We start from the raw sequence: 16746 nt of genomic DNA, 5'->3' as shown, positions 1-16746 counted from the left end.
TCTCCCGCAAGCCGATGTTCGGTTACACGGGTCTGATCGGCGCGACCATCGCGATCGCGGGTCTGTCCGTGACGGTGTGGGCCCACCACATGTACCTCACCGGCGGTGTGCTGCTGCCGTTCTTCTCCTTCATGACGTTCCTCATCGCGGTACCGACCGGCGTGAAGTTCTTCAACTGGATCGGCACGATGTGGCGCGGGAGCCTCTCGTTCGAGACGCCCATGCTGTGGGCGACGGGCTTTCTGATCACGTTCGTCTTCGGCGGGCTCACGGGTGTGCTGCTGGCCTCGCCGCCGATCGACTTCCACGTCTCGGACTCGTACTTCGTGGTGGCCCACTTCCACTACGTCATCTTCGGGACGGTCGTGTTCGCGATGTTCTCCGGCTTCCACTTCTGGTGGCCGAAGTTCACCGGCAGGATGCTGGACGAGTGTCTCGGCAAGATCACCTTCTGGACGCTGTTCACCGGCTTCCACGGCACGTTCCTGGTCCAGCACTGGCTGGGCGCCCAGGGCATGCAGCGCCGGATCCCCGACTACCTGGCAGTCGAGGGCCTGACCGCCCTCAACACGGTGTCGAGCGTCTTCTCGTTCCTGCTCGGCATGTCGATGCTGCCGTTCTTCTACAACGTGTGGAAGACGGCCAAGTACGGCAAGCCGGTCGAGGTCGACGACCCCTGGGGCTACGGCCGCTCCCTGGAGTGGGCGACCTCCTGCCCGCCGCCGCGGCACAACTTCGTCGTCCTGCCGAAGATCCGCAGCGAGTCCCCGGCGTTCGACCTGCACCACGACGCCGTCGTGTCGGCGGAGCGGGAGCTGACGCTCCGGTGACGGCCCGGGAGGAGCTTCCCGTGGATCTGCGGGCGTTCCACAACGAGGTCGAGGGTCATCTGCTCGCGGCCGCCGCACACGAGGAGGCCCACGCGGCCGCTGCCCGCTTCACCGCCGGGCTGGCCTGGCTTCCCGAGGCCCAACGGGTGGAATTGCAAGGGCGGTTCGCGGAGGAGCATCTCGCCCTCGCCCGGGCCTCGTGGCAGCTCACGGCCCGGCGCGGCGACGAACTGCGCGGCGAGTACGAGGCGGTGTACCGCAGGCTCCGCGCACGACTGCTGGCCGGCCTGCTGCTGGGGATCGCACTGGTGGTGGCGGCGGATCTGGTGGTGCTGGTGTCGGCCTGAGAGGTCCCGATGACCCTCGTAACGTCGCCCGGCCCCCCGCCGACCGAGGAGCGGGGGCTCGGGCGGAGCCCAGGGTCACCGGGAGGGGAGGCGTCAGCCTTCCGTTCGGCGCGCGGTGTTCTCTCGCCACTCCCGGCCGATCGACCGCATCAGGGCCGGGTACACCCCCAGGTACCGGAACGGCTTGATGCCGAGCATGTACAGGGAGCCGAGGCGGCCGTTGGGCTTCACCAGGACGGCCATCTGGCCGCGGTGGCCGCCGTTTCCGTCGGGCACCCAGCCGATGTGCATCACCCCGTGCATGGTCTTGTTGGCGTACTCGGCGGCCCATTCGTCGTGGGTCTGGAAGACCGACGTGAAGGGCGCCGCGCAGAGGTCGGGCCCCCTCGGCCCCGCGCGCAGGTCGTCCGGCAGCCGGTCGCGCAGCGTCGCCACCCGGCCGCCCACGCCCGAGTCCGGCTTGTCCCAGCCGAGCAGCGCGCCGAGCTTCCAGCGCACCGCGAAGAGGAAGCGGCCCACGGGGTTGCCGCCGTCCGGACCGCCCTTGCCGTCCGCCATCTGCTGGACCAGGTGGTGCAGGTCGTCCGGGCCACCCGGCGTCGGCAGCGCCCACAGATCCTCCAGCCGGAAGTCTCCGGCGATCTCATGGATCCGCCAGGGGCGGGACGTGTGATCGGTTGAGGGAAGGCGCAGATCGCTCATGGCAGATCCTTGTCTATACGGTGGCGTATAGATCGAGCATAGACCTGTTTATACGGCTCCGTATACTTGGCCGGGACATGTGAGGGGAGACACGGCATGGGCGCGATCCGTACGCCGCGGGACAAGTGGATCGAGGAGGGGCTGCGGGCGCTTGCAGCCGGCGGCCCCGAGGCCGTCCGGGTCGAGGTCCTCGCCCAGGCGCTCGGCGTCAGCAAGGGCGGTTTCTACGGCTACTTCCGCAACCGTGCCGACCTGCTGGAGGAGATGCTCCAAGTTTGGGAGCGGGCGGTCACCGAGGATGTCATCGAGCTGATCGAGCGCGACGGAGGCGACGCCCGCGAGCGGCTCGGGCGTCTCTTCGACTTCGTGGGGTCGGGCGAGGCACGCGTGACCGGCGCCGGGGTCGAGCTCGCGATCCGCGACTGGGCCCGGCGCGACGAGAGCGCCGCGCGGTGTCTGCGCCGGGCCGACAACCGGCGCATGGACTATCTGCGCGAGCTCTACGGCGCCTTCTGCCCCGACGAGGGCGATGTCGAGGCCCGCTGCCTGATCACTTTCTCGCTGCGCATCGGGGACCACCTCATCGCAGCCGACAACGGCCCCCGCAGCCGCACGGAAGTCCTCGCCGCGGTCAGGGAACGGTTGTTGAGCTGATGGCCGGTCCGATCCCGGTCGAGGGGGCGTCTCGATACGCGGCTCGGGCGACCGCCACCGCCCGGTCCGTGGTCCGCGCGGCCGGTCTCACGGCGATGGCCGTGAGCAGCTCCGGGAAGCGCCGGCGCAGGTCCCGCCCGGCAGGCGCCGGAACCGGCCGGGGCCCGGGCGGCGTGCGGCAGGACACCGCCCCCGCGTCCTGCGCCCATCGTCACCCCTCCGGCGTCCACCCCGGCGGTCTCAGGATCCCCAGCAACTGCCGCACCAGTTCGTCGACGACCTCGTCGAGCGTCGCGTCGACCCAGCCGGCGCTCCAGTCGTGCAGCAGGCCGTTGACGCTGCCGATGAAGCCCGTCGCGGCGAGGCGGTAGTCGCGGGCTGCGGCCTCTCCGCGGGCTGCGGCCGCGTCGGCCTCGGCGCAGATGAGGTCGACCCAGCCGGCCCGGCGGGCGAGCCGCTGCTCCTCCAGACGCGGGCTGACGCCGATGATCTCGACGAAGGTGATGCGGATCCGGCGCGGATCGGCGGTGACGTTCCCTGCGTAGGCGCGGAAGACGGCCGTGGCGCGCTCGACGACCGGCAGGTCCGTGGCGCCCGCGGCCGCCTCCAGCACGGCCGCCTCGGCCCAGCCGTTGACCTGGAGGTGCAGCGCGGCGAGCACGTCTTCGAGGGTGCGGAACTCCTCGTAGAACTGGCGGGTGGAGAGGCCGGCGGTTTCGCTGAGGGCCGCGACCGTGGTGGAGCGGAAGCCGGGGGCGTCGCCGAACAGTTGGAGCGCGGCGTCGAGGAACCGCCGGCGGCGCTCGGCCTGCCGTTCCTCCGCGGTCTTGCCGCCGTAGCGGCCGGTCGGCGCTCTGAGTCTGCCCGGCACCGGCTCTCCCTTCGTCGTTCGAACACCGATTTTGTCGTGCACGCGGTCTTGTGGAGAAGGCCGCCCCTTCCTTACTTTGCAGTAAGTTGACTTTGAAAGCACGTGTGTTCAGATTCCGCCCCCGCTTTGGCATGCCCCGCTCATCATGCTCACCCCACAGCAGAGACCCCCAGCAGAGAGGGGAGCAGTCATGCCCGTCTTCCGACGCCGGCACCTGTGCTCCGTAGCCGCAGCCCTCGCCCTGACCGTCACCGTTCCCGCGACCGCCGCCACCGCGGCAACCCCGGGCTCCGCCGCCGCGCTGCGCGAGGTGCTGTTCGTGGGCAACAACTGGGACGGCACCGCCGATGTCATCCGGTCCACCGGTGACTTCGCGAAGATCGGCCGGATCAACGTCATCCCCGACAAGGACGAACGGATGGCGGTGATCAACGCCGATCCGATCAAGTGGATCTACTTCATGGCGATCCGCAACAGCGTCGGCGAGGGCCACGACCAGTTCGTCGACGACATGTATTCGACGCCGGACGGGAGGTCGGTGGTCGTCTCCCGGCCGAGCTTCGCCGACGTGGTGTCGATCGACCTCGCCTCCGGGCGGCTCAACTGGCGTTTCCCGGTGTCCGGTTACCGCTCCGACCACATGGCGGTCTCCCCCGACGGCAAGCGGGTCGCGGTCTCGGCGTCGACCTCCAACACCGTGCACGTCCTGGACATCGTCTCCGGCAGGGAACTGGGCAAGTTCGGCACCGGCGACAAGCCGCACGAGAACATCTTCACCCAGGACGGCAAGTACATCTACAACATGGCGATCGGCGACGTGAACACGCAGACCGATGCCCCGTGGCTGGACTGGACGAAGGGCGACCGGCGCATCACGGTCGTCGACGCCACGACGTACCAGCAGGTCAAGGTCATCGACATGCGCCCGCAGCTGGACGCGCTCGGCCTGAAGGACCACTCCGACGCGGTGCGCCCGGCCGTCTTCTCGCCCGACGAGTCGAAGCTGTACTTCCAGGTCTCGTTCTTCAACGGCTTCTTCGAGTACGACATCGCCACCGAAAAGATCACCCGTACCAAGACGCTGCCCAAGAACCCGGCGACCAGCGACGACCGCACGACCTTCGTCAACGACTCGCGCCACCACGGCATCTCCATGAGCCCGGACGGCCGCAAGCTGTGCGTCGCGGGCACGATGGACGACTACGCAACCGTCGTCGACCGCGCCACCCTCCAGGAGGGCCCGCTCGTCACCGCCTCCAAGCCCTACTGGGCCACCGTCAGCGGTGACGGCAAGTCCTGTGTGGTCTCCGAGAGCGGCACCGACCAGGTCACGGCCATCGACTTCGCCTCCGGGAAGAAGGTCGTGTCCGTGCCGGTCGGTGACCACCCGCAGCGTGTCCGGCTCGGCAAGGTGCAGGCCGACTGGACTAGCCCTTCCGCTGGTTGACCTCCTTCGCCGTCCACGCCGCCAGTTCGGAACGGGCCGCGGCGAGCAGGTCCGCCGAGGGAGCCGTCGCCCCGTTGGTCACCAGCGCGTAGTGCAGGGCGCCCGAGTCCGGCGCGGTGAGCAGCAGGCGGCGGCTTCCCGTGCCGCCGGGCTCCTGTGCCACGCCGACCGGGGCGGAGGCGCTGTACGCCGGCGGGCCGTGGACCGTGGCCAGGTCGGAGACGACCGTGGTCGACGCGGTCGGGAAGCTCGCCGGAAGGTGCAGTTCGGTGGGTGCCGAGCCGCCGTCGGAGCGCCAGAGCAACAGCCCGTACTGCCCCGACCCCACGAGCCGTTGCACGTTCGGCAGGGAGCCGGGCACCGGGTTCCAGGTCAGGGTCGTCGAGCCGTCCCGGGAGCGGTCCTCGTAGGTGAAGCCGACGGTCTCACCGGCCGTGGCACTCGGGTAGAGGCGGTCCAGGAGCCGGGCGTCCTGGCGCAGCACCGGTGTGCCGGAGTCGTCGAGGCGTACGGCGGAGAGGTCCTCGTCGTTCCAGGCGTCGCCGGCGGTGAGGACCTTGTCGGGGTTGCCGTTCATCAGCTCGCGGTGGCGGCCGTTGTAGATGTCCCACTGCCATTGGGAGCCGGAGAGCACCGGCCCCGAGGCCGCCGGGTCGGACCACCAGTCGGCGCCCTTCAGGCGGGAGTCGAGGGCCTGGTACATCGCCTTGAGGACCGTCGGCGCCTTGTCGGAGACGTTGCCCGCGAGGGGATGGCCGAACTCGCTGACCACGGCGGCCGTCCGCGCCGCGGCGGCCCGGTCGCGGACGGTGCGGAAGTCGCCCGCGTACTGGCCGTCGGCCGCCTTGCCCCACATGAAGACGCCGGAGATGGCCTTCTGGTCGTAGAAGTGGGTGTTGAAGACGTAGCGCGGACCGAGGGTGCCGGCGTCGAGCAGGCCGCCCTCCTGCTTCTGGAAGTCGAGGTTGGCGTTCCAGAAGAGGTTCGGCTCCACGAAGGCGGGCTTGTCGCGCCAGCCGGCCGTGTCCATGCGGGCCCGGAACTTCTCGTAGAACGGCCAGAGCACGTCCTTCTCCCAAGCCCGGCTGGTCTGTCCGGAGTCGTAGACGCCCGCGTGCGGTTCGTTGTACGGGTCGAAGCCGGCGATGCCCTTGAACTGGTCCGTGCTCAGGTTCTGCCGCACGTACTCCATGGTCTTCCGGGCCGTGGTGAGGAAGGCGTCCTGCACGCCGTGCGCGTTGTGCCAGAAGTCGTACGTGGCGCGCTTCACGGCCTCGTTCTGGGTGATGTTCTGTCCCCAGAAGAGGCAGATGCCGCAGGACTCGTCGGGGTAGTTCCCGGCGTCCACCGCCCACTTGGGGGCGCCGTCGCCGGTGTACCAGCTGTCGGTGTCGAACAGGTGCCGGGAGTAGAGGTCCTGGTGGAAGTCGGGGTAGACGCGGATGCCTGCGTCGAGGAAGGCCTTCATCTGATCGGTGGCGGCCGCCAGGTAGGCCGTGTCCACCTGGCCGCGCTCGGGCTCGGCGTAGGCCCAGGAGAGCAGGAAGCGGACGGTGTTGCCGCCGCCGAGGGCGCGCAGCGCGGTCGCCGACTTACGGGCGTCGGCGACCGAGGCGAAGGGCAGGCCCTTGTTCTCCGCGAGTTTGGTCTCGCCGGAGACGTTGTAGCCGCGCAGCACGATCTCGCGGCCGTGGGCGTCGGTGAAGCGGCCGTCGCGCACCATGACGGCCGGGTCGTCGAACCAGAGGGTGCCGGGAGGGGGCGCGGCGGTGGCCGGCGGGACGCCCGCCACCGACACCGAACCGAAGAGGACGACCAGGACGACCAGGAGACGCGCTCGGATAGTCGGCATGTCCACTACAGTCCGGCGATATCAGGACACCGTCAACACCTCTGACTCTGGAGTAAGTTCCGTCCGGACAACCCTCACACGTCAGCCACCGACCCTCCGTGTCACGTTCAACAAGTACTCCTTCCTGTTCAGCGGGTTGTGGTCGGTGCGCGGGCGCTCGGGAATCGTGCCGTGCGTGACGGGCGCGTAGTGGGCGAAGGAGCTCTCCAGCTCGCCCTCGCCCCGGGTGAGTCCCGGCAGCCGCTGTCCGAGGGCGTGCACCCGGGCGGCCGGCACAGTGCCTTCGAGGACGCAGACGTCGTCCCGGTTCCGCGTCGTTTCCGGTACGGCGCCGAGCGCGGCGAGGACCGGCAGCAGGGCGCCGAGGGTGTCGGCGGGCGCCTCGATGCGAAAGCGGTGCATCGGCTCGTGGACCCGCGTCCCGGCCCGCCGCAGCGCCTCGATCAGCACCAGCGGGGTCACGCCCCGGAAGTCGGCCCCGGTGCTCGACATGCTCTTGTCGAAGCCCTGGTGGGCATGGCTCTGCCGGGGCGAGTAGCCGCTGTGGGTCATGGTGACCACGCAGTCGGTGACCTGCCAGCCGTGCAGGCCTTGGTCGAGGGTCTCGCGCACGGTGTCCTCGACGGCCTTGAAGAAGGCGTACGGCATCGACCCGAGCTCCACCTCCAGCCGGAAGCCGACACCCGACCCGACCGGCGCGGGGTCGACACGCAGGCCGACCGTCGCGAGGAAGGGGTTCGGGTCCTTCTTGTTGAACTCCACGGCCCGCCCGGTGCCGACGGGCCGTTCGACGCAGAGCGGGGTCGTCTCGCGGAAGCCGACGTCGAGGCCGTACTCGTCGGCGAGCGTGGCCTGGATGACCTCCTTCTGCACCTCACCGTAGAGGGAGACGGAGGTCTCCCGGCGGCGTTCGTCGTGGCGCAGGCCGATCAGCGGGTCCTGCTCGGCGAGCTGGGTGAGGGCGAGGTGGAGCGCTCCCCGGTGCGTGTCCGGGCCGGGGACGACGACCGTCTCCAGGGTCGGCGGGGCGAAGACGTGCTCGTAGGCCTTGCGGGGTTCGCCGATCACGTCGCCGACGCGGATGTCCGCGAGCCCGGTGAGGCGGGCGATCCGGCCGGCCGCGACGGAGTCGGCCCGGGTGTCCGTGCCGTGCCCGAAGACACTGATGCCGGTGACCCGGCCCTCGGCGCCGTCCGTGCCGAAGGGGACCCGGTCGCGGGTGCGCAGGGTCCCGGAGAACATCCGGGCGTAGGCGACCTTCTCCCCCGCCGGGCCCCGGTCGACCTTGAACACGGAGGCGGAGACCGGCCCGTCCGCATCCCCCTCGGCCACCGGGAGCAGCGTCCGGATGCCGGACAGGAGCGCCGCCACGCCCGCTCCCGTGGCGGCTGAACCGCAGTACACCGGGTGGACGAGCGCCTCCCGGGTCTGCGCGACGAGGGAGCCGTGCAGCAGACAGTCCGTGACCGTGTTCTCGACGTACGCGGCCAGCAGGACGTCGTCGTGGCCGGTCAGGACGTCTAGGGCGCCGGCCGCCGGTCCGGGAGAGGGGGTGAAGCGGGCCGCGCGGGTGCCGAGGCCGGTGGCGGTGCCCATCGGGACGATCGCGGGGGTCAGCCGGGCCGCGATCTCCCGCAGCACCGCCTCGTGGCGGGCTCCGCTCCGGTCGATCTTGTTGACGAAGAGCAGCGTCGGGATGCGCAGCCGCTGGAGCGTCCGCATCAGCACCCGCGTCTGCGCCTGCACCCCTTCGACGGCGGAGACCACGAGGACGACGCCGTCCAGCACGCCTAGGACGCGCTCCACCTCGGCGATGAAGTCCGGGTGGCCAGGGGTGTCGATGAGGTTGACGGTCACGCCGTCGAGCGGGAACGAGACGACGGCGGACTTGATGGTGATGCCGCGCTGCCGCTCCAGGGCGAGGGTGTCGGTGCGGGTGTTCCCGTCGTCGACACTGCCGATCTCGTCGATCACCCCGGCCGAATGGAGCAGCCGCTCGGTCAGGCTGGTCTTACCCGCGTCGACATGGGCGAGAATTCCAAGGTTGAGCATGTGCACGAAGCGTCATGTCCTTCGGAGAGAGGTCCGTTCCTGGCTGGGGGGACATGCACGCAGTGCGCATTCGGAACTCCTCCGGACTCGGTGACGTCGCTGACCTGTGCAGTGCACCAGACCGGCACGGAGGGCCACAACGGATTTAACCGCTGCCGGGGTACCCGGCGGGGTGCGCGCAAGGAGAGGAGCGGCTCGTGCGTGACGTTCTCCCGGTGCTCGGCCGCTGGTACGCGGCCGGGGTCCCGTTCGGCCTCGCGACGGTCGTCGCGGTCAGCCGCAGCGCGCCGCGCGACCCGGGCGCGGCGATGGCGGTGGGTCCGGACGAAGAGGTCGTGGGCAGTGTGTCCGGGGGGTGCGTCGAGGGCGCGGTGTTCGAACTGGCCCAGGAGGCCGCCGAGGGCGGCCAGGCCCGTCTCGAGACCTTCGGCTACAGCGACGAGGACGCCTTCGCGGTCGGCCTGACCTGCGGCGGCGAGATCACGGTCCTGGTGCGGGCGGTCACGCCCGAGCGGGACCCCGGCTTCGGCGCGGTCGCGGATTCGGTCGCGGCGGGTGAGCCGGTCACGGTGGCGACCGTGACCGACGGGCCGGCACCGCGCGGGGCGGCCCTCGCCGTCTGGCCGGACCGGACCCTCGGCACGCTCGGCGCGAGCGGCCTGGACGCGGCCGTGACCGCCGACGCCCGCGGCGAACTCGCGCTCGGCGCCACCGGTCTGCGGCACTACGGGCCCGAGGGGCAGCGCCGCGAGGACTCCGTGAGCGTGTTCCTCCAGTCCTTCGCACCGCCGCCGCGGATGCTGGTCTTCGGCGCGATCGACTACGCGGCTGCGGTGGCCCGCATCGGGGACTTCCTCGGCTACGGCGTCACCGTCTGCGACGCCCGCCCCGTCTTCGCCTCGCCCCGGCGTTTCCCCGAGGGCGTCGAGGTGGTCGCGCAGTGGCCGCACCGCTATCTGCGCGAGACCGACACGGACGAGCGCACCGTCATCTGTGTTCTGACGCACGACCCGAAGTTCGACGTGCCGCTGCTGACGGAGGCGCTGCGCCGCCCGGCCGCCTACATCGGGGCGATGGGCAGCCGCCGCACCCATGCCGAGCGGGCGCGACGACTGGCCGAGGCCGGGCTGACGGAGTCCGAGCTGTCCCGGCTGCGCTCACCGGTCGGCCTCGACCTGGGGGCCCGGACGCCCGAGGAGGTGGCGGTGTCCGTCGCCGCCGAGATCGTGGCGCTGCGCTGGGGCGGCAGCGGCGCGCCGCTGACCGGGACGCAGGGGGCGGTGCATCCGCACCGATCCTCCTGACACAGTGATCACGACAGCACACCAGCGCACCAGCGCCCCAGCGCCCCAGCGCCCCAGCGCCCCAGCGCCCCAGCGAAGGGAACCCCATGATCTTCATCACCGCGAAGTTCCGCGTCCGCGCCGAGCACGCCGACCGCTGGCCCGAGATCACCGCCGACTTCACCCGGGCGACACGCGCCGAACCCGGCTGCCTCTGGTTCGACTGGTCGCGCAGCGTGGACGAGCCGTCGGAGTACGTCCTGGTCGAGGCGTTCCGCGACGACGAGGCCGGTGCCGCACATGTGCAGTCCGCGCACTTCAAGGCCGCGCAGCAGACGCTGCCTCCGCATCTGGCCGAGACGCCGCGCATCGTGAACGCGAGCGTCCCGCAGGACGACTGGTCGCTCCTCGGGGAGATGGCGGTGCCGGGACAGGAGTAGCTCCTGCCGGGGGAACGGCCACGCCGGGAACCGCAAGTCGTAGCGGATCAGCTCTTGCCCCGGACGGCGGGCCCCCGTACGCTCACGGCCGTACCGACTGGCCGGTATGCAGCCGAGGAGAGGCGCCGGAGATGAGCACGATCAACCGTCAGATACGCCTGGCCGCGCGTCCCGTGGGAGAGCCGCGCCCCACCGACTGGCAGCACGCCGAGGAACCGGCCGGGCAGCCGGGCGAGGGCGAGTTCCTGGTCCAGGTGCTCTGCCTGTCGATCGACCCGGCGATGCGCGGCTGGATGAACGCGGGCAGGTCCTACATCCGCCCGGTGGAGATCGGCGAGGTGATGCGCGCGGGCGCGGTGGGCAGGGTGGTCGCCTCCCGGCACTCGGGGTTCGCGGTCGGCGACCATGTGTCGGGCACGTTCGGCGTGCAGGAGTACTGCGTGTCGGACGGACGCGGTGTGACCAAGGTCGACCCTGCGGCCGCTCCCCTGCCGACCTATCTCGGCACGCTCGGCATGTCGGGCCTGACGGCCTACTTCGGCCTGATCGAGGTCGGCCGTCCCGAGCCGGGGCAGACCGTCGTGGTCTCCGGAGCGGCCGGGGCCGTCGGCAGTGTCGTCGGGCAGATCGCCAAGATCCTCGGCTGCCGGGTCATCGGCATCGCCGGCGGCGAGGCCAAGTGCCGGATGGTGGTGGAGGAGTTCGGGTTCGACGCCGCGATCGACTACCGGAGCGAGGACGTCCGCAAGGCACTGCGCGAACACGCCCCCGACGGCGTCGACGTGTACTTCGACAACGTCGGCGGCGACGTTCTGGACGCCGTGCTGCTGCGGCTGGCGCGCGGCGCCCGCATCGTCGTGTGCGGCGCGATCTCCCAGTACAACAGCACCGAGCCGCAAGGTCCCGCCAACTACCTGTCGCTGCTGGTGAACCGCGCCTCCATGACGGGCCTCGTGGTGTTCGACTACGCCGACCGGTACGCGGAGGGCATCGCGCAGATGGCCGCCTGGCGGGCCGAGGGCCGGCTGAAGTCCCTGGAGGACGTGGTGACCGGCTCGGTCGCGGAGTTCCCCGAGACCCTGATGCGCCTGTTCCGCGGTGACAACCGCGGCAAGCTGGTGCTGAAGATCGCGGACTGACCGGGCCCCGAGGGGAGGGAGAGATCCGATGAAGGCACTGACCTACCACGGCCGTCATGACATCCGCTACGGCGAGGTCCCCGACCCGGCCGTCACCAACTCCGCCGACGCGGTGGTGCGGGTGACAGCGGCCGGCATCTGCGGCAGCGACCTGCACATCTACGACGGCCACGGGTTCACCCCGGAGCTGGGCTACACACCGGGACACGAATGCGTCGGCGTGGTCGTCGACACCGGCGGTCAGGTCACCCGCTTCAAGCCCGGCGACCGGGTCCTGGTGCCCGCCTCCGTCGGCTGTGCGCAGTGCCGGCAGTGCGCGGCCGGGTTCACCGCCCGGTGCGAGCGCGCCACGTCGAGCACGGAGCTCTGCTACGGCGTGAGCCCGAAGCTCCCGGGCAGCCAGGCTCAGCTCCTGGCCGTGCCCCGCGCCGACGTCAATCTGGTGCACCTGCCCGAGGACATCTCCGACGACGCCGCCGTCGTCCTGACGGACAACGCACCCACGGCCTGGTACGGCTGCCGCCGTGCCCGCATCCAGCCCGGTGAGACCGTCCTGGTCGTCGGCCTCGGCCCGGTGGGCCTGATGGCCGCCCAGTCCGCGTTCGCGATGGGCGCGGCCCGGGTGCTGGGTGTGGACCTGGTCGCCGAACGCCGCGCCTTCGCCGCCGGCCTGGGCGTAGAGCCAGTCGAAGGTGACGACACGCGGGCCGCCATCCGGGACATGACCGCCGGCCGCGGGCCGGACGCCGTGGTGGAGGCGGTGGGCTCCGACGCCACCATCCAACTCGCCCTCAAGGCCGTCCGGCAGGCCGGCCGGGTCAGCGTCATCGGCGTCAGCCAGAACAAGGCCTTCCCGTTCCACATGTACCTGGCGCAGGTCAAGGAACTGGAGTTCGCGATCGGGCTGTGCTCGGTGCACTACGAACTCCCGCCTCTGATCGCCCTCACCCGGGCCGGCCGGCTCCAGCCCGAGGCCGTGGTCTCCCACCGCTTCGCCCTCTCCGAGGGCCCGGCCGCGTACGAACTGTTCGCAAGCCGCTCCGACGGCGTCCGCAAGATCCTCCTCGACCCGGCCGGCTGACCGCTCCGGGCCGTTCACTCCACGAGCGCGGTCTCCTAGGGTGAGTCCCCCGGAGACTGGAGGCCGCCATGCCACAGCGCCACGAAGCCGCCCGACCGGCCCGTCCACGGCTGACGCCGCTCCCCGAAGCGCAGAGGGACCCGAGGACCCGGGATCTGCTGGCCATCGCTCCCCACGACCCCGGCGGCGGGATCCCGAACGTCTTCACCACGCTCGTACGCCATCCCGATCTCTACGAGCAGTTCATGCCGTTCGGCGGCCAATTGCTCGTCAGCGGCCGACTGCCCGGAGCAGTGCGCGAGTTACTGATCCTGCGCACCGCGTGGAACACCGGCTCGCGGTACGAGTGGGGGCGGCACCTCCCGCTGGCCAGAGCCGAGGGCGTCACGGACGCCGACATCGACCGCATCGGCGAAGGGCCGGAGGCACCCGGCTGGACGGATCTCCAGAGGCACTTGCTCCGGGCGGCGGACGAGCTGAACCGCGACGCCACGATGTCCGACACCACCTGGGCCGGTCTGGCCGGGCACTTCGACGAGGCCGAACTGATCGAGATCGTCATGCTGGTGGGGCAGTACCACATGGTGGCCTTCTTCCTGAACGCCACGGGTGTGGACTTGGAGCCCGGTTTCAAGGACACAGGTTTCGCAGACACAGGCTTCGCGGAGGGAAAAGCGTGAAGCCAGTCGTCACCGGGGTTCGTCGCCGGCCGGTTTCCGGCCCCAGGCCGAGATCATCGGAGAGGTGGCCAGGTCCAGCCGTCCCGCCTCGACGGCGGCGAGATGCCCGTCGATCTCCTCGTCCGTGGCGAGGCCCGCGGCGACGAGCCTGTCCCGCACCTGCCGGACGGTGGCCGCCTCCAGGGCGTCGCAGGCGGGTGAGGCGACCGGGAAGTAGGCGTCGGCCTCCACGTCCACGAGGCCCGCCTCGCGCAGCAGCCGCGGCAGTCTGCGCCCGTAGGAGAGATCCGCGCCGCGCTGCCGCAGCAGTTCACGGAAACCGCCGCGGAGCCGGTTGGCCCGCTCCTGCTCGGGGCCGTGCTCGTCGGGGCAGATCAGCGGCTGGAGCGCGGGGTCGGCGTCCTCGATCAGCAGCAGCCCGCCGGGCCGCAGCGCCCGGACCATGGCACGCAGCGCTGCGCCGCGCTCGGTGACGTGGACCAGGACGAGCCGGGCGTGCACCAGGTCGAAGGGGCCGGGCGGGGGGTCGTCGCGGCCGACGTCGTGCCGGAGCACCTCCACGCCCTCGGTGGCGGCCGTTCCCGTCCAGGACACGTCGATGTCGGTGGCCAGGACACGGCCGCCCGGCCCGACCCGCTCGCGCAGCCACGCCGCCACGCTCGGGCCGCCGGCCCCGACCTCCCAGCACCGCCACCCCTCGGCGACGCCGGCCGCTTCGAAGTGCCGGAACGTCGAGGCGTCGAAGAGGGCCGCCAGCGCGTCGAAGCGCGTTCCGGCCTCGGACTGCCGGTTGTCCAGGAGGTACCCCTCGTCCTGAGCCATGCGGCGATCATGTCACGGGGGGCGGTTCAGCGCGGGGCGCGGGGCGGCAGCCGGTGCAGTTCCACGTCCGTGAGCCGCCCGTCGGCGACCGTGGCGGTCATGTACGTGCAGTGCGGCTGGCGGCGGCGGTCCGTCGGGGAGCCCGGGTTCAGCAGGCGCAGGCCGGTGGGGGCCGTGGTGTCCCAGGGGATGTGGCTGTGGCCGAAGACCAGCACGTCCAGACCGGGGAAGCGGGCGGCGCACCGCTGCTCCCGGCCCTGCTTGGCGCCCGTCTCGTGGATCACGCCGAACCGCACCCCTTCCAGGTCCGCGTACGCCACCTCCGGCAGCCGGGCGCGCAGATCCGGCCCGTCGTTGTTGCCGTACACCCCGACGAGCCGCCGACAGCGGGCCTCCAGCAGATCGAGCGTCGCGGAGTCGACCCAGTCCCCGGCGTGGAACACGACGTCGGCGCGGGGCATTTCGGCGAGCAAGGGGGCGGGAAGGACCTTGGCGCGCTGGGGCAGGTGGGTGTCGGCCATCAGGAGCAGTCGCACACCATCACCCTAGAGGGTGTCGCTCGATATCCACTTATACGGATGAATCGGCATCCGGGTTGAAGAGCCGGTGAAGATCCCTCCATCCTTCCTCCATGCCTCTCCTCTCCCCTGCCTTCGATGCGTCCGGCCTGCGCGACTACGCCCACGACTGGGCGGTGCTCGACGTGGAGACGTCAGGACTCGTCGCCCGCCGAGACCGGGTGCTGTCGGTGGCCGTGGTGGTGCTGGGGCCGGACGGGGAGCAGACGGAGGAGTTCTCGACGCTCCTCGACCCCGGATGCGATCCGGGGCCGGTGCACGTCCACGGGCTCACGGCCGAGAAGCTTCGGGGTGCACCGGTCTTCGACCAGGTCGCGCCGCGGATCGCGGCGATGCTGCGGGACCGCGTGCTCGTCGCGCACAACGCCCAGTTCGACTACGACTTCCTCGCCCACGAGTTCGCCCGTGCCGGCACCGAGCTGCCGGTGGCCCGTCGCCTGTGCACCCTCGCACTGAACCGCCGGGTCGACCCGCCGACCGAGGACCTCCGACTGGGCACGCTCGCCGCCCACTACGGCGTCCCCCAGGTCAGGGCACACGACGCGCTCGACGACACCCGGGTGCTGGCGGGCGTGCTGCGTGCCTCGCTGCGGGAGGCGGCTCGCCTCGAACTGCCGTTGCCGTTCGTGTCCTGCCCGCCCCGCCAGGACCCCCGGTTCGCGCCCCGGACGCCCAAGACGCCGTGCGCCTACCGCAATCCGGGGCGACCGGAGCCGGGTGGGCCACTGGTGCAGGGCATGAAGGTCGCGATCACCGGTGAGACGCTGACGCCGCGCGCGGAGCTGGAGCGGCAGGCCGTCGAGGCCGGGCTGAACGTCATGGGGTCCGTCAGCCGGCACACCAGCGCACTGGTCACCGACGACGCCTCGTCCGGCTCCGGCAAGGCACGGCGTGCCCTGGCCGAGGGCGTGCCGGTGCTCGACGAGTCCACGTTCGTGAGGCTGCTGGGGGACGTACGGCCGGGGACACCGCACGAGCGGACCCGAAGCCCGGAAGCCGCGATCCCCTCGCCCGCGACGCCCTCCGCCCCGGCCGCACCCCGGCAGCCGGTCCAGGAGCCCACGCCGCCCGCCGTCGTCATCCCCGGACCGGCGTCACCGGCACCGTCCACACCACCGCGTCCGGCACAACCGGCCGCCCAGGACCGTCCTCTCTCCGGCCGACGCGTCCTGGTACTCGGCGGCACGCACCCCGACGCCGTCGCCGCCCGCGGCCGGATCGTCGAGCTCGGCGGGGCAGCGGCGATCAACCTCTCCTCCAGCGTCACCGACGTCGTACTCCTGGAGGGCGGCGAACGGGACCGCCGGATGAAGCGGATCACCGCCCTCGCCTTTCCCACGCACGAGGCGGCGTGGCTCGACGCCCCGGTCATCACCCCGCTCCCCCGGCGGGGCGGCGGGCCGGCGGCACCGCGGGTGCTCCCACGCGGTGGTGTCATCGACCTGCCGCAGGCGAGCGGATCCGCCGCCGCGGTGCCCTGGACCGTCACCGCGAGCTGGGCGCAGCAGACGTCGTGCGAGATCGACGTGGTCGCCTTCGTCGTCGACGAGGACGAACAGGTCTGCTTCGACGAGGACTTCGTCTTCTACGGCGCGCCGGAGAATCCGGGCGGGACGGTGCGGCTGCACAGCGACGGGCCGACCGAGCAGACGATCGGCGTCGATCTCGCCGCACTGCCGCCCTCGGCCCGCAAGGTCGTGGTCGCCGCCGCCATCGACGGCTCGCCCACGTTCGGTGACGTCGGTGCGATCCACGTCAGCTCCGGCCCGGGTCCCAGCGCCGCACCCCTGGTCCAGGCCACCCTGGACGCCGCGACCACGGAGCGCACCCTGCTGCTCGCCGAGCTCTACCGCCGCGGCCCGCTGTGGCGCCTGCGCACCGTGGGGCAGGGGTACGACCAGGGTCTGGGCGCCCTGGCCCGGGGCTACGGGGTGAATGTCGCCGACTGAAGCGCCCGGGCGAGGCGCG

The 16746-nt window shown here is 71.5% G+C and carries 16 protein-coding genes; 10 read left to right on the top strand and 6 right to left on the bottom strand.

What is annotated here, in order from left to right; translation table 11 throughout:
• Both AB0E85_RS34735 and AB0E85_RS34730 read left to right on the top strand, forming a co-directional pair.
• Positions 1 to 830, top strand: an 830-nt coding sequence (locus AB0E85_RS34735; RefSeq protein WP_361935933.1) for a cbb3-type cytochrome c oxidase subunit I, incomplete at its 5' end; no start/stop codon positions are given.
• 20 nt (positions 831 to 850) lie between these two features.
• Positions 851 to 1177 (top strand): hypothetical protein, encoded by a 327-nt coding sequence (locus tag AB0E85_RS34730; RefSeq protein WP_361935931.1) that lies wholly within the window; start codon positions 851 to 853, stop codon positions 1175 to 1177.
• A gap of 93 nt (positions 1178 to 1270) precedes the next feature.
• Here AB0E85_RS34730 and AB0E85_RS34725 read toward each other — a convergent pair whose 3' ends face one another.
• Complete coding sequence (locus tag AB0E85_RS34725; RefSeq protein WP_361935928.1) at positions 1271 to 1879, bottom strand: DUF2867 domain-containing protein; 609 nt, start codon at positions 1877 to 1879, stop codon at positions 1271 to 1273.
• A 96-nt stretch (positions 1880 to 1975) separates the two neighbouring features.
• Here AB0E85_RS34725 and AB0E85_RS34720 point away from each other — a divergent pair, with 96 nt between their 5' ends.
• Entirely contained in the window at positions 1976 to 2533 is a 558-nt protein-coding gene (locus tag AB0E85_RS34720) for a TetR/AcrR family transcriptional regulator (RefSeq protein ID WP_361935925.1), read from the top strand.
• A 211-nt stretch (positions 2534 to 2744) separates the two neighbouring features.
• Here AB0E85_RS34720 and AB0E85_RS34715 read toward each other — a convergent pair whose 3' ends face one another.
• Entirely contained in the window at positions 2745 to 3404 is a 660-nt protein-coding gene (locus tag AB0E85_RS34715) for a TetR/AcrR family transcriptional regulator (RefSeq protein ID WP_361935922.1), read from the bottom strand.
• Positions 3405 to 3594: 190 nt separating this feature from the next.
• On the opposite strand from AB0E85_RS34715, the gene AB0E85_RS34710 reads away from it, so the two are divergent.
• Positions 3595 to 4851: a YncE family protein gene (locus AB0E85_RS34710; RefSeq protein WP_361935920.1), complete on the top strand. Its 1257-nt coding sequence runs from the start codon at positions 3595 to 3597 to the stop codon at positions 4849 to 4851.
• Here the strand turns inward: AB0E85_RS34710 and AB0E85_RS34705 are convergent.
• The gene (locus AB0E85_RS34705) at positions 4832 to 6703 is read right to left on the bottom strand and encodes a cellulase family glycosylhydrolase (RefSeq protein ID WP_361935918.1); all 1872 of its coding nucleotides are present in this window, start codon (positions 6701 to 6703) and stop codon (positions 4832 to 4834) included. The genes AB0E85_RS34710 and AB0E85_RS34705 overlap by 20 nt on opposite strands.
• 81 nt (positions 6704 to 6784) lie before the next feature.
• The gene (locus AB0E85_RS34700; protein ID WP_361935916.1) at positions 6785 to 8761 is read right to left on the bottom strand and encodes a translation factor GTPase family protein; all 1977 of its coding nucleotides are present in this window, start codon (positions 8759 to 8761) and stop codon (positions 6785 to 6787) included.
• 191 nt (positions 8762 to 8952) lie between these two features.
• On the opposite strand from AB0E85_RS34700, the gene AB0E85_RS34695 reads away from it, so the two are divergent.
• The 5 genes from AB0E85_RS34695 to AB0E85_RS34675 all read left to right on the top strand — a co-directional run bounded on the left by AB0E85_RS34695 (position 8953) and on the right by AB0E85_RS34675 (position 13378).
• Positions 8953 to 10059: an XdhC/CoxI family protein gene (locus tag AB0E85_RS34695; RefSeq protein WP_361935913.1), complete on the top strand. Its 1107-nt coding sequence runs from the start codon at positions 8953 to 8955 to the stop codon at positions 10057 to 10059.
• An 86-nt stretch (positions 10060 to 10145) separates the two neighbouring features.
• A complete protein-coding gene (locus AB0E85_RS34690) occupies positions 10146 to 10478 on the top strand; it encodes a putative quinol monooxygenase (protein ID WP_361935911.1) in 333 nt (110 codons plus the stop codon).
• Positions 10479 to 10609: 131 nt separating this feature from the next.
• Entirely contained in the window at positions 10610 to 11617 is a 1008-nt protein-coding gene (locus AB0E85_RS34685; RefSeq protein WP_361935909.1) for an NADP-dependent oxidoreductase, read from the top strand.
• Between the two features lie 28 nt (positions 11618 to 11645).
• Positions 11646 to 12698 (top strand): alcohol dehydrogenase catalytic domain-containing protein, encoded by a 1053-nt coding sequence (locus AB0E85_RS34680; protein ID WP_361935906.1) that lies wholly within the window; start codon positions 11646 to 11648, stop codon positions 12696 to 12698.
• Positions 12699 to 12766: 68 nt separating this feature from the next.
• Positions 12767 to 13378 carry a carboxymuconolactone decarboxylase family protein gene (locus AB0E85_RS34675; protein WP_361935904.1) on the top strand — a complete coding sequence of 204 codons (612 nt, stop codon included), beginning with the start codon at positions 12767 to 12769 and terminating at the stop codon, positions 13376 to 13378.
• A 9-nt stretch (positions 13379 to 13387) separates the two neighbouring features.
• Here AB0E85_RS34675 and AB0E85_RS34670 read toward each other — a convergent pair whose 3' ends face one another.
• Together AB0E85_RS34670 and AB0E85_RS34665 are read right to left on the bottom strand one after the other, a co-directional pair.
• Positions 13388 to 14200 carry a methyltransferase domain-containing protein gene (locus AB0E85_RS34670; protein ID WP_361935902.1) on the bottom strand — a complete coding sequence of 271 codons (813 nt, stop codon included), beginning with the start codon at positions 14198 to 14200 and terminating at the stop codon, positions 13388 to 13390.
• Between the two features lie 26 nt (positions 14201 to 14226).
• Positions 14227 to 14736: a metallophosphoesterase gene (locus AB0E85_RS34665; protein ID WP_361935900.1), complete on the bottom strand. Its 510-nt coding sequence runs from the start codon at positions 14734 to 14736 to the stop codon at positions 14227 to 14229.
• Between the two features lie 95 nt (positions 14737 to 14831).
• On the opposite strand from AB0E85_RS34665, the gene AB0E85_RS34660 reads away from it, so the two are divergent.
• Positions 14832 to 16727 carry a DEDDh family exonuclease gene (locus AB0E85_RS34660; protein WP_361935898.1) on the top strand — a complete coding sequence of 632 codons (1896 nt, stop codon included), beginning with the start codon at positions 14832 to 14834 and terminating at the stop codon, positions 16725 to 16727.
• Positions 16728 to 16746 lie beyond the last annotated feature (19 nt).

It is taken from the genome of Streptomyces sp. NPDC029044 (assembly GCF_040637495.1).
Taxonomy (GTDB): Bacteria; Actinomycetota; Actinomycetes; order Streptomycetales; family Streptomycetaceae; genus Streptomyces.
This window is presented reverse-complemented; position numbering and strand designations above follow the sequence as displayed.